The 13,320-nt window shown below is 52.6% G+C and carries 8 protein-coding genes; 2 read left to right on the top strand and 6 right to left on the bottom strand.

The features are described 5' to 3' along the window. Nucleotides 1–31: 31 nt before the first annotated feature. The gene (locus ABTW62_RS08385; protein ID WP_430904132.1) at nt 32–3,511 is read left to right on the top strand and encodes a DUF3427 domain-containing protein; all 3,480 of its coding nucleotides are present in this window, start codon (nt 32–34) and stop codon (nt 3,509–3,511) included. A gap of 649 nt (nt 3,512–4,160) precedes the next feature. Continuing rightward, the gene (gene mutS, locus ABTW62_RS08390) at nt 4,161–6,782 is read left to right on the top strand and encodes a DNA mismatch repair protein MutS (RefSeq protein WP_430904133.1); all 2,622 of its coding nucleotides are present in this window, start codon (nt 4,161–4,163) and stop codon (nt 6,780–6,782) included. A 78-nt stretch (nt 6,783–6,860) separates the two neighbouring features. Here mutS and ABTW62_RS08395 read toward each other — a convergent pair whose 3' ends face one another. The 6 genes from ABTW62_RS08395 to rseP form a co-directional block, all read right to left on the bottom strand. After that, nucleotides 6,861–7,343 carry an FKBP-type peptidyl-prolyl cis-trans isomerase gene (locus tag ABTW62_RS08395; protein WP_430904134.1) on the bottom strand — a complete coding sequence of 161 codons (483 nt, stop codon included), beginning with the start codon at nt 7,341–7,343 and terminating at the stop codon, nt 6,861–6,863. A gap of 244 nt (nt 7,344–7,587) precedes the next feature. Next, nucleotides 7,588–8,211 (bottom strand): ribonuclease HII, encoded by a 624-nt coding sequence (gene rnhB / locus ABTW62_RS08400; RefSeq protein WP_430904135.1) that lies wholly within the window; start codon nt 8,209–8,211, stop codon nt 7,588–7,590. A gap of 214 nt (nt 8,212–8,425) precedes the next feature. After that, on the bottom strand, nt 8,426–8,869 hold the full coding sequence (fabZ, locus tag ABTW62_RS08405) for a 3-hydroxyacyl-ACP dehydratase FabZ (RefSeq protein ID WP_430904136.1): 444 nt from the start codon (nt 8,867–8,869) through the stop codon (nt 8,426–8,428). Between the two features lie 49 nt (nt 8,870–8,918). Continuing rightward, nucleotides 8,919–9,476 (bottom strand): OmpH family outer membrane protein, encoded by a 558-nt coding sequence (locus tag ABTW62_RS08410; RefSeq protein ID WP_430904137.1) that lies wholly within the window; start codon nt 9,474–9,476, stop codon nt 8,919–8,921. 28 nt (nt 9,477–9,504) lie between these two features. Then, entirely contained in the window at nt 9,505–11,784 is a 2,280-nt protein-coding gene (gene bamA / locus ABTW62_RS08415) for an outer membrane protein assembly factor BamA (RefSeq protein WP_430904138.1), read from the bottom strand. 2 nt (nt 11,785–11,786) lie between these two features. Further along, the gene (gene rseP, locus ABTW62_RS08420) at nt 11,787–13,154 is read right to left on the bottom strand and encodes an RIP metalloprotease RseP (protein ID WP_430904139.1); all 1,368 of its coding nucleotides are present in this window, start codon (nt 13,152–13,154) and stop codon (nt 11,787–11,789) included. Nucleotides 13,155–13,320: the final 166 nt, after the last annotated feature.

A 13,320-nucleotide genomic window follows, 5' to 3' on the forward strand; every position in this document is an offset into this window, starting at 1 on the left:
AAGGTTATGGGCCGCACTGAAGCCAAACGGTATGTTGTACATGAGCTTTAAATACGGCCAGGGTGAGCGATATCACAATGGGCGCTACTTTCTGGATGCCGAAGAAGACACGGCCAGCCATTGGCTGGCGGCCCTCCCGGACATCAAAGCCAGTAAGTTCTGGCGCACCGTCGACCAGCGACCAGACCATGAAGAGGAATGGCTCAACATTCTGGTCAGCAGAGAGCCAGTGCCGCACCAGCGGCTGACTACAGGCGGTGACTCCCATCACTTCTTGCCCAAGCTCTGCCACGCCATCAAAGCCGCAGACCAGGTAGATATGGCGGTCGCGTTCGTTAAGAAAACCGGGCTGAACCTGTTGATGCCGGATCTGACCGATGCACTGTTCAGCACCCCTCCAACCCGGCTGCGTATTCTGACCAGTGACTATCTGGATGTCACCGACCCCGAGGCACTACGTGAGTTAATCCTACTGCAAGAGCGAGGCGCACTGGTTCGTGTATTCCAAAGTCAGGGCGAGAGCTTTCACATGAAAGCTTACTTGTTCGCCGGCAGTTCGGACGACAAGGGTAGTTGGGGGCGGGCATTTATCGGCTCCAGCAACATCAGCCAGCAAGCTCTGAAACACGGACTCGAATGGAACTACCAGATCGACTATCCGCCTGAGGCCGGTTATTGGGAAGCGGCGAGTCGGTTTGAAGAACTGTTTCAGCATCCGAAGACGGTGCCACTGACCGATGGCTGGGTGGACGATTACGCCAAGCGGCGGAAGGCACCACAACCCATTGAACCCGGCAGTACGGAGCAAGAGCCACCACCGGAGCCGCATGAAGTACAGCAGCAAGCATTAGCTGCCTTGGCAGAAACCAGAAAGCAGGGGTATCGGCGCGGCTTGGTAGTGCTTGCCACCGGCTTGGGTAAGACGTGGCTTTCTGCCTTTGATGCTCTGCAACTTCAAGCTCGCCGCATCCTGTTTGTGGCGCATCGCGAAGAGATACTGCATCAGGCCGCCCAAACCTTTCTGCGCATCAAGCCAGATAGCCGGGTCGGCTACTACATGGGTCAGCAACGCGACACGCAGGTCGATGTACTCTGCGCATCAGTGCAAACCCTGGGCAAAGACGTCCACCTAGAGCGCTTCAGTCCGCAACATTTCGACTACATCATCATTGATGAATTTCACCACGCTGCAGCACCTACCTACTATCGGTTGCTGAACTATTTTACGCCCCAGTTCATGTTGGGGCTGACCGCCACGCCAGACCGTACCGACCGCTCGGACATACTGTCGCTCTGCGATGACAATATGGCGTTCGAATATCCCTTATTTGAGGGTATTCGGGGCGAGTTTTTAGTGCCGTTCCATTATTACGGCATCTATGATGAAAGCGTCGATTACGCCGAGATTCCGTGGCGCAATGGCCAGTTTGATCCCAACTTGCTGGCCAACAAGTTGGCGACCCTGGGCAGGGCGCGACATGCGCTGCGCGAATGGCAGAAGCACAAGCAGAGCCGTACTCTAGCATTTTGTGTATCACGCCAGCACGCTGATTTTATGGCTGAGCAGTTCTGTAAGCAGGGTGTTAATGCCGCCGCTGTGCACGGTGAAAGCGAACTGTCGCGCGGGGAAGCGCTGGAGCGGCTGAATAATGGCCAGTTGGAGGTCATCTTCTCGGTCGATCTGTTCAACGAGGGTTTGGATCTCCCGGCGATTGATATGGTGTTATTGCTGCGCCCTACTGAATCCAAAATCTTGTTCTTGCAGCAAATTGGCCGCGGCCTGCGGCATAGTGCAGCCACCGACAAAGTCAAGCTGGTAATCTTGGATTTTGTCGGCAACCACCAAAGCTTCCTGCACAAGCCGCAGGCGCTGATGGGCAAGGCAATGAATCACCGACAACTGGCCGAGTTCGCCCGAGATGCCGAGGCAGGCCGACTAAACCTGCCCGAAGGCTGTTTCATCAATTATGATCTGGCGGTCATCGATTTCCTCAAATCACTGGACCAGCAGGGCCCCGAGAAAGATTATCAGGCGTTGAAGGACACTCTGGGTCGTCGCCCCACGCTCACCGAGTACTACCACTTTGGAGCCAACCTTAGACAAACCCGCCAACAGCATGGCAGTTGGTTTGGCCTGTTGCTTGATGTGGGTGATTTGACCGATACGGAAACAGCGCTCTTTCAACAGCATGAGCTCTTCCTGAAAGAAGTAGAAACCACGCCGCTGACCAAGTCGTTCAAGATGATTCTGCTGCAAGCCTTTCAGCAACTCGGTGGCTGGCAGGCAGCACCGACCTTGGCGACCCTAGCCAAGGAATCCTGGTCGGTATTGCAGCGCCGCCTAAAGCTGTTGAGCGAAGTAGCCGACAGTGTCCGCGTTACCGATGGCACGGGTGCCAAGTGGCAAAGCTATTGGAAGAAGGACTGCGTCGATCACTGGACCAACAAGACTCCACCGTTCTTTCGGGAAGAAGACCACCGGCTGATACCCTGTGTCACCTTGAAGCCGGACGAACAGACACCGTTTGAGGGCATGGTGCAGGAGCTGATCGACTACCGTCTGGCCTCCTATGAAGCTCGGGTATCGGCACAGCCGAATACAGAGACCACCGACAACGTAGTGCCGTTAACCTCATCCGGGGCCGAACTGCCGTACTTCCCGTCCCTGAAAATCGCCTGCGGGCATTTCAGGAACAGCCAAGCTGAAACTGAAGAATACCGCGCCCTCGGCTCGGGCTATGGTCGACTGGACCCCAGCAAGCATTTCATCGCCCGCGCCTCCGGTAATTCCATGAATGGCGGCAAGCGACCCATTCAGGATGGCGACTATCTGTTGCTGGAGCACATCAACCCGAACCAGGCCGGCTCGATCACCGGCAAAACGCTCGCCATTGAACGCCTTGACGAAGCCGGCGATACCCAGTATCTGCTGCGCACGGTGCAAAAATCAGACGCTGGCGAGTATGTGCTGAAAGCCACAAACCCGGAGTACGACGACATTGTTGTTACTCCGGAACTGAGCGAGCAGTTCCGCACCTTTGCCCGGCTCAGAGGTGTGGTCGACCCGCTGGAGATGATGATCGGCCAGGAGCTGATGCGAGAGGACATTCCGGAACTATTTGACGAAACCTTCAATCCTGGAAACTGGCAAAGCGGCCATGTGTTCCTGAAAGACGCCAATGCCCATGTGCTGCTGGTCACCCTGAACAAGCAGGGCAAGGCTGAAGACCACCGCTATATCGACCACTGGATCGACGAAAACACCTTCCACTGGCAAAGCCAGCACGCCACCACCCCCGACAGCAAGCGCGGCCGGGAACTGATCAATCACAAGACTCTTCGCCATTCCATCCACCTGTTCGTCCGCGACAACAAACTCCGTGCCGGTAAGGCCGCACCCTTCACCTACTACGGGCCCGTTGAATACCAGCGCCATGAAGGCAGTGCGCCGATGAGTGTGGTGTTAAAGTTGATGCAGCCCTGGCCCACGGATCGGCAGCATGAGTCTTGAAAGCCTGCCAACACGTCGCCGCTGTTGCTTATCACACACTTGTCGACACATCACACCGGCTCACCTTGGGTCTGCCCATGCAGCTCTGCATGGCACTCTAGGTCATCATCCTTCAGGGATGCTGAGCAGGCAAAGATCAGCTTGGCGGTTTCGGCCTTAGGCATAACGCCAAGCGCAGTTTGCTGGTGGTCACAGTGTTATTCCCCGCTGGTGGATCAGTAGTTGGTAGGGTCTCAAATCTTCGTGAGCCTGGATAAGTTTGAGAGCTGGTACTGATACGCGCATTGAGCGTAAAATAATGCCAGTAGATACCTTGACCCGCACGGTTGTCAACATCGGTTAACTGGGCAACAGCCAAAATGCCATAACCGACTCAATGAAACGACCCGACACCTGCGGAAATCCGTGAAGTACGCATAACTTCCGGACTGACCCAGACGGAAGCAGCTCACAAGATTCAAGCCTCCTTGCGAGAATGGCAGCAATGGAGGGTGGATGACCGGGCGATGCTCCTTGGTCTTCTTGAATTTTTCATGCTCCAAAACAGGCAGCAGCCACTCGTCAATGATCCAGAAGCGTGAAACGCAAGAAGCCTCCTGCCAAATCAGCTCCAAAAGCATTGCAGAGAAAACATAAACACTTGTTCCACATGACGAATATTGATAATTCCTCGCACACCCCCATGATGCGCCAATATCTGCGCATCAAGGCGCAGCACCCAGACAAGCTCCTGTTTTACCGCATGGGAGATTTCTACGAGCTGTTTTACGAAGATGCCGAGAAAGCGGCACGCCTGCTGGATATCACGCTCACCCAGCGCGGCGCTTCGGCTGGGCAGCCGATCAAAATGGCGGGCGTCCCGTTTCATGCTGCGGATCAATACCTGGCCAGACTGGTCAAGCTGGGAGAAACGATCGCCATTTGCGAACAAACCGGTGATCCGGCCACCAGCAAGGGGCCCGTGGAACGTCAGGTCACACGCATCATTACACCAGGCACCCTGACAGATGCGGCATTGCTGGAAGAACGCCGCGACAGCATTGTCATGGCACTGGCAATGCACCGGGGCACCATCGGCCTGGCATGGCTCAACTTGGCTGCAGGCGATCTGCGTGTATTGGAAACTGCTCCGGAGAATCTGGCAAATGAGCTGGAACGGCTGCGTCCAGCGGAGCTGTTGCTGCCGGAATCACTCCAGCTGCCGCTGGCATTGGATGATGGCGCGACACACCAGCGCTTGCCCGATTGGCAATTCGATTTCGATCGCGCGCACCAGTTGCTGACCCGCCAATTTGGCACGCATGATTTGGCTGCATTTGGCGGTGAAGCGCTCTATGCGTCGCTTCAGGCAGCGAGCGCACTGTTTGACTATATCCGGGTCACGCAACATACAGCAAGCGATGCCAGCGCAGAACCCATACTCAGCCACTTACGCGCCATACACGTCGAACGGCATGATAGCTATTTGCGCATGGATGCTGCCACACGCCGCAACCTGGAACTGACAACCACATTGCGCGGGGAAGATGCACCCACGTTACTCTCGTTGCTGGACACTTGCTCGACCAGCATGGGCAGCCGCCTGTTGCGGCATTGGTTGCACCATCCCTTACGGGACCGCACCATTCTGCAACAGCGGCACGATACCATCTCCGCCTTGGTCGATCCGGAGCCTTCCGCGCTGTACGTGGCAATCCGGGAGCCACTCAAACAGATTGTAGATATCGAGCGTATTGCGAGTCGCATTGCGTTGAAAACCGCGCGGCCACGCGACTTGTCCGGCCTGCGCGACAGCCTGACAATTGCGCCAGATATTGGCAAACTGCTGGCAGCCAGTTCTGCGCCTGCAGTCTATCGTTTCGCTACCGGCTTGATGCCCGATACCGCACTCACCAAACTGCTGACCGATGCATTACAGCCCACCCCCGGTACTGTAATACGCGAAGGGGGCGTCATTGCGCCCGGCTACGATGCTGAACTGGATGAGCTGCGCACCTTGCACGATAACTGCGCAGAATTTCTGCTGCAATTGGAAGCACAAGAACGTGAGCGCACCGGAATCTCCGGTCTCAAAGTGGAATACAATCGGGTACATGGCTTTTATATCGAGATTTCGCGCGCGCAGAGCGATAATATACCGGCCAATTATCGCCGTAGACAAACGCTCAAGAATGTCGAACGGTATATTACACCGGAATTACAGGCGTTCGAGAACAAGGCCCTGACAGCACGAGAACAAGCGCTTGCACGCGAAAAAGAATTATACGATTTGCTGCTGGAACAGTTGCAACCTTTCATCGCCCCGGTGCAGAAGATGGCCCAGTCGGTCGCGGAACTGGATGTTCTGTGCGCCTTTGCTGAACGCGCAAATATGCTCGACTACGGCAGGCCCATCTTTTCCGATGACCCTGTCCTGACAATTGAAGCTGGCCGCCACCCCGTAGTGGAAAGCCAAGTAGAGCAATATATCGCCAATGATGTACAACTGGGCGCCGTAACCCGTACAGGCAGGCAAATGCTGATCATCACAGGCCCCAACATGGGGGGCAAGTCCACTTATATGCGTCAGACGGCTCTGATCGTTTTACTGGCGCATTGCGGAAGTTTTGTGCCGGCCCAACATGCACGCATGGGGCCAATTGATCAGATTTTCACGCGTATCGGCGCGTCCGATGATCTGGCCGGTGGACGCTCGACTTTTATGGTCGAAATGACTGAAGCAGCCAACATCCTGCGTCACGCCACTGCACAAAGTCTGGTACTGGTCGATGAAATAGGCCGCGGGACATCAACTTTCGACGGCCTTGCGCTCGCTTTTGCCATTGCCCGCTACTTGTTGAGCCAGAACCGAAGCTATACCCTGTTTGCGACCCATTACTTCGAGCTCACACAACTGGCGCAGGAATTCCCGCAAGCAGCCAATATTCATGTCAGCGCAATCGAACACAAGCAACGGATAGTGTTTCTGCATGCAGTCAAGGAAGGACCGGCCAGCCAGAGCTATGGATTGCATGTCGCAGCATTGGCGGGTGTACCAGACAAAGTCATCAAAGCAGCCAGAAAAATTCTCGCCAGGCTGGAACAGGAAGCTATTGGCAGAAACCCGCAGCAAACATTATTTGAAGAAATTGACGAGCTTGAAAACGAGATAGCCTGTCCTGCCCACCCGGTACTTGCTCATCTCGAACACATTCACCCGGATGAACTCACGCCCAAGGAAGCGCTGGAACAGATTTACTTGATGCGATCAATGCTTGATCGGACAATATGATGCTGACTGGCAGTGCGGCACCGAGGAGCGGGCGCCCTGCCAGTCACATTACAAAATCAGACGGATCATCCCGCTCCGTTAATGCTCATGACCCTGTGATCCATCATGTACATGACCGTGCGCAAGCTCTTCCGTTGTCGCTGACCGTACTGCCGTGACCGTGCATTCAAAGCGCAGTACCATACCAGCATAGGGATGGTTACCATCCACCACCACAATATCGTCAGTCACATCTGTCACGGTATAAATCAGGAAATCATCCGAACCTTCCTCCCCACCCTCGAACTGCATCCCGATAGCCACTTCCTCGGGAAAGGCGCTCCGGGGCTCGACCCGCATCAGTTCAGTGTCGTATTCGCCAAACGCTTCTTCTGGCTCCATTAATAGTGACAGCGTATGCCCGATTTCCTTCTCATGCAAGGCTTCCTCCACCGTAGGGAAAATGCCATCAAATCCGCCGTGCAGGTAACTGATCGGCATTTCGGTTTCCTCCAGGACCTTGCCTTCCGGATCGATCATTTTATAGTGCAAGGAAACCACTGTATTCTTTTCTATACGCATACTTCCTCCGCCTGTCCAAGGCTTTCATGTAGTTGATAAAACGTTTTATTTACGATGTGCATAACACTTATTACTGCGCCCCATTCTCGCATGTTGGCTGAATCCACTCCGTTTATGTCAGGAGAACCTAGGAGGCTGTCCGTGAATAGACTGATCTACTGCGGACGAGCCTGATTGGCCGGATTTTACGATCCTTTTCGTTAAATAGAACAACTATTCGCCTCAAATGATCGAAAAATCCAACTCAACCAGCCTCACCCTCTCTACGATCGCTATTCTCGGACAGCCTCCTAGATTGATTGCCTGGCCTGCAAGGGGAAAAACTGTGGCGATGGACATCGGAAATTCCATATAACCGGATCGCATCAAGATGGGCCCTGGTTGGATAACCCTTATGTTGATCAAACCCATATACCGGGTAATGTTCGTGCAGCCGTATCATTTCGGCGTCTCGTGCAGTTTTGGCTAGAATTGAAGCAGCCGAAATTTCAGCTACTAAAGAGTCCCCTTTGACAATTGTTTCCACCTCAAAATTCAATTGTGGCGCGTGCTTTCCATCTATGAGCACCAGGGCGTCTTCGGTGAGTGCCAATTGCTGTACAGCCCTTCGCATGGCGAGAAGACTCGCCTGTAAAATATTTAGCCGGTCAATTTCAGCAACTGAGGCGAAGGCGATGGCCCAGGCGACGGCCTTTCGTTTGATCTGCTCTGCCAGAGATACACGCCTGCGCGCACTTAACTGCTTGGAATCGGCCAATCCCTCGATCGTTCTGCGCGCATCCAATCTCACGCAGGCGGCATAAACTGGTCCCGCCAGAGGCCCTCTGCCCGCTTCGTCCACCCCATAAATTGGCCGCTTTAGACGCATCGATCAAATCGCCGGATCATATCGGATTTCTGGGAACAATGACCTGTCAACAGCCAATTCTCCTGACTGCCTCAATCGGAGCGGCTATCGTGCACAGTATCAAGACACAGCCTTGCTGCATGACCACTCCATTACGAGGCATTGTCACGCCACGCCGCACCTTGAAAATTGCATGGTGCGGCTAGCAGCCTTGTCACCGGTTCTGATGGGCAGACTAAATTTCCCTTGCCGTACACATCAATTGCGCCTCAGTTACGATCTGACCATCCACCTCGGCACAGGCAGAATATTTCCAGATTCCCTTAATCTGCCGGGTAATCTCGACTTTCAGGGAAAGTTGATCCCCCGCAATAACAGGTTTTTTAAATCGCACCGCATCGATACCGACAAAATAATACACCTGCTCGGTATTTTTTCCGGCCTCTTGGGAGCGGACAGTCAGTAGCGCTGCGGCCTGTGCCAGCGCTTCAACGATCAAAACACCCGGCATGACTGGATAGTGCGGAAAATGCCCGACAAAATAAGGTTCATTGATGGAAACATTCTTGTAGGCATGGATTCGTTTACCCGGCTCAAAAGACACTACTCTGTCTACCAGAATCAATGGATAGCGGTGTGGCAGGTATTTCAGGATTTCATGGATATCCATGGTCGTCATTTTTTTCTTCTCCCTGTATGGCTATTGTTCGCTTGATTGATGGAACGGGTTACTTCTCGGCAGCGGATGCCTGCTCATCCAGCACTCTGATCACTTGATCGGTAATATCGATACGTGCGCTCCGGTAAACCGAATCCTGCAATTGCAGAATGAGATCATATGCCTGCAACTCAGCCAGTTCCTGGATGACTTGATTGATACGTTCCAGTATCAGACCATATTCCTCATTCTGGCGCAGGCTCAAATCTTCTCGCATTTGTTGCTGGGCACGATGATATTGGCGGCTGAGAGTTGCCAGTTCGCGTTCTTTGGTCCGCCTTTCTACTTCCGCCATGCTGTCGTTACTCTCCAGCTCCTGTTGCAAGGCTTTCGCCTGGACGGAAAGTTGCTTGATGCGCGCATCACGCGTCTGGAATTCTTGTTCAATTTTCTTTTGCGCCATGACAGCGGGAATCGACTCCCGTAGAATTTTCTCGGTATTGACAACTCCAATCTTGATTTCCTGAGCGAGGGATACGGCCGGCAAGGTCAACAGCACAACCATGCCAGACACCATATAAAACCATGCAGACGCCATTTGGCGCCAATCCTGTAATACAAATTTCATTGATTCTCCCGGTGGCTGTCTCCCAAAACTAGAAAGTTTGTCCTAACTGAAACTGGAAGCGCTGCAAATTATCCCCTGGCTGATTATTGAATGGTTGTGCAATACTGAACTTCAGCGGCCCCATAGGGGAAATCCAGGTGACGGCCAGGCCGGCAGAATAACGAAAATCATTCAAGTCCAATCCAGAGAAAGAGTTGACAAGTGTGCCGGCATCCATAAACGCACTCAAGCGGATAGTCTTGTCGTCTGGCATGAACGGTGCCGGAAACAGCACTTCGAGGTTGCCCACAATGCGCTTGCTGCCGCCCAGGACGCGCCCTTCGCTATCACGCGGTCCGAGCGTGTTGATATTATAGCCCCGGACAGAGTTGAAGCCGCCAGCAAAAAAGTTCTTAAAGAAAGGAAGTGGTTTACCGGCATAACCATCACCCACCCCGATGTCGCCATTGAGCATCAGGGTGAAAAATCTGGAAATCGAATAGAACCATCTTTGTTCAAGGCTGATTTTGTAGTAATTCAAATCGCCATACGGCAAACTAAATTCTCCGAATATGCGCTGCGTCATACCGGAAGTCGTCCAGATCGCACTGTCACGACGGTCACGCGCCCAACTGAGAGTAATGGGAATGTTGTTAGAGCTCCTGCCAAACTGACTGACAAACTCCCTGAAGCGCTCAGGACTGTCGTCACGCAAATTAATTTTGGTATGCTCCGCACCCACCCCAAGCGAGACAATATCATTCTCGGCAACAGGAATTCCAAAACGAATATTGGCACCCGTAGTATCGGTATTGAACACCCCGACGCTGGATAGCGAACGTGTATTGATATCGCGTTTGTAGGCCTCCAGACCAAGACTCACACCATTGATCGTATAGTATGGATTGGTAAATGAAGCAGATATGATTTTGTTAACACTCCCGGTATTCACCTGCAAACTGAGAAAGTTGCCTGTCCCGAAAATATTATTCTGCGCAATGGAGCCATTCAAAATAATGCCTTCCCGGTCGGAGTAGCCCGCACCGAACATGATCGCACCGGTTGGCCTCTCGACAACGCTAACATCGATATCCACCTGATCCGGCACATCTGCAACCGGCGGTGTTTCAACGTTGACACTGGTAAAAAATTCCAGCCTGTCCACGCGTTGCCGGGAGCGATTGATCTGCGTGGTCGAATGCCACGCACCCTCCATTTGCCGAAATTCACGGCGAATGACCTCATCCCGGGTACGATCATTGCCGCTGATGTTGATGCGCCTGACATAAACCCGGCGGCCAGGATCGATAAAAAAAGTAAAAGCAGTTTCCCTGGTCTCCTTATCCAGTTCCGGGGATGCGTTGACGTTGGCGAAGGCATAACCCTCATCACCCAATCGGTCACTGATCAGTTTGACCGATTCGGTCAATTTCTCGCGCGCAAATACGCCACCTGGCTCAAGCTTAATCAGCGCGCGCAGTTCTTCTTCGGGCAATATCAGTTCGCCAGCCAGCTTGATATCGGATACCGTGTATTGAGGACCTTCCGTTACATTGACCGTAATGTAGATATCCTTCATATCCGGTGTAATGGAAACCTGGGTGGAGTCGATGTTGAACTCGAGATACCCTCGGTCAAGATAATAGGAACGCAGCGTTTCAAGATCGGCTGACAGTTTCTGCTTCGAGTATTGGTCGTCTTTGGTAAACCAGGTCAGTAGGCCGGGCGTTTTGAGATTCAGTAAACCCAGTAATTTTTTCTCCCGAAAAGCCTGGTTGCCAACGATGTTGATTTGCCTGATACGAGCGGTCTTGCCTTCCTTGATATTGAAATTGATCCCGATCCGGTTCCGCTCCAGGGGCGTTGTCGTCGTCGTGATTTTGACGGCATATTTCCCGCGGCTGATATACTGGCGCTTCAGTTCCTGTTCGGCTTTCTCCAGAAGCGCACGACTGAAAATACGCGATTCGGATAATCCGGCCTGTTTCAGGCCTTCTTTCAGCTTGTCTTTATCGAATTCCTTGGCGCCATCAATACTGATCTGGGCAATGGCGGGACGCTCCAGAACCTGAACAATCAGCAAATTGCCTTCAGCTTTCAATTTGACATCCTTAAAAAAACCGGTTGCATAGAGCGCCTTGATGGCTGCGCTTGCCTTGGTGCTATCAAGCACATCACCGACTTTGATTGGGAGATAGCTGAATACTGTACCCGCTTCGGTGCGCTGTATGCCTTCTACCCGGATATCCTGAACAACGAAAGCCTCATTTGATCCGTAAACTATTGAATAATTGAGTATAAGAAATAATGCCAAATACCTGAATTTCATATTTACCTTGCAATCAAGCGAAGCAAATCATTATGCAGGGCAAATATCATCAACGTGATGAGCAGCAACATGCCAATTTGATGCCCAATCTCCATTACTTTCTCAGGTAACGGTTTGCCACGAATCATTTCTATCAAGTAATACATCAGGTGCCCGCCATCCAGCACCGGGATCGGCAGTAAATTGAGCACACCCAGACTAACGCTGATCAAGGCAAGGAAACCCAGGTAAGCAACAAATCCCATTTGCGCTGACTGCCCGGCATAATCGGCAATGGTGATTGGGCCGCTGACATTCTTAAACGAAACATCCCCCACCACCATTTTGCCAAGCATGCGCAAAGTAAAATGGGTCATTTCCCAAGTTTTGGCCGCTGCTTTGCTTAAAGCAGTTACTGGCGGGTAACTGATTTTCACCAGCAGATTCTCCAGCATCTCATGCTCGATCTTGGGCGCAATGCCAACTTTACCGATTTCGATGTTATCCTCAAGCCCAATCTCGGGTGTCAACGACAGGTCGATCACCTCGCCATTCCTCATAATTTCCAGATTCAGCAAGTGCCCGGGACTGGCACGAATGATACCGACGACCTCTTGCCAATAAAGCACTTCCTGACCGTCAATCGCCAGGATCTCGTCCCCCACCTGCAGCCCAGCGCGCTCCGCTGCACCACCTGCCAGCACCTGACCTATAATCGAACTGAAAGCAGGTTGGTAGTATGCCAGACCAATCTTGCCTAAAAAATCCGCATCGAAATCTTCTGCCTCAAGACTACTCAAATCCAGTTTTAATTTATGGATGACGCCGTTTTCTGCAACCGTTTCCACATCCAGGTCGGGTGTGCGATCGACTCCATGCGCCAACAATGCCAGGCGGACATCTTGCCAGGTTGTGACGGATTGGCCGCCAATTCTGGTAATAGTCTGCCCCTCACTGAAACCGGCAGAAGCAGCGGGCGTCGAGGGTGCAATTTCACCCAACATAGGCTTAATACCACTGACCCCCAGAACAAAGAGCAACCAATAAAGCAATATTGCCAATAAAAAATTGGCAATAGGTCCGGCCGCCACGATCGCAAAGCGCCGGGAAACAGTCTGCCGGTTGAACGCACGCGGGAGTTCATGCGGAGATACTTTCCCTTCGCGCTCATCCAGCATTTTGACATAACCCCCAAGCGGGATCGCCGCAACCACCCATTCAGTCTGATCCGCACCCAACCGTCTTCTGAACAATGGCTTTCCAAATCCTACAGAAAAACGCAAAACCTTGACGCCACTCCAGCGAGCGACCAGATAATGGCCAAATTCATGGAAGGTGATCAGCAGGCCTAATGCAACCACGAAAGCGAGAATAGTCGTGAGTAGTGTCATATCAGGTTGAAGTTATTAGAAGCCAGGAAAGATAAGGAAGCAGCTGAATGTATCAAGCTTATCCGCAGTGAGATTTACATATATGAACCCAATTTGTTGCAATCAACATATAATATGTTGCGGCCTGGACATTGCGTTTGCGGCCTTTGTTTTTCCAGAATGTGGA

It is taken from the genome of Nitrosomonas sp. ANs5, from assembly GCF_050584665.1.
In the GTDB taxonomy this organism is placed as follows: Bacteria; Pseudomonadota; Gammaproteobacteria; order Burkholderiales; family Nitrosomonadaceae; genus Nitrosomonas.

Bases quoted from the DNA above. Each gene is read 5' to 3' on its own strand.
- ABTW62_RS08385 (WP_430904132.1), top strand. From the start codon at position 32: ATGTTGTACATGAGCTTTAAATACGGCCAGGGTGAGCGATATCACAAT.
- bamA (WP_430904138.1), bottom strand. From the start codon at position 11,784: ATGAAATTCAGGTATTTGGCATTATTTCTTATACTCAATTATTCAATA.
- rnhB (WP_430904135.1), bottom strand. From the start codon at position 8,211: ATGCGTCTAAAGCGGCCAATTTATGGGGTGGACGAAGCGGGCAGAGGG.
- fabZ (WP_430904136.1), bottom strand. From the start codon at position 8,869: ATGACGACCATGGATATCCATGAAATCCTGAAATACCTGCCACACCGC.
- ABTW62_RS08410 (WP_430904137.1), bottom strand. From the start codon at position 9,476: ATGAAATTTGTATTACAGGATTGGCGCCAAATGGCGTCTGCATGGTTT.
- rseP (WP_430904139.1), bottom strand. From the start codon at position 13,154: ATGACACTACTCACGACTATTCTCGCTTTCGTGGTTGCATTAGGCCTG.
- ABTW62_RS08395 (WP_430904134.1), bottom strand. From the start codon at position 7,343: ATGCGTATAGAAAAGAATACAGTGGTTTCCTTGCACTATAAAATGATC.
- mutS (WP_430904133.1), top strand. From the start codon at position 4,161: ATGACGAATATTGATAATTCCTCGCACACCCCCATGATGCGCCAATAT.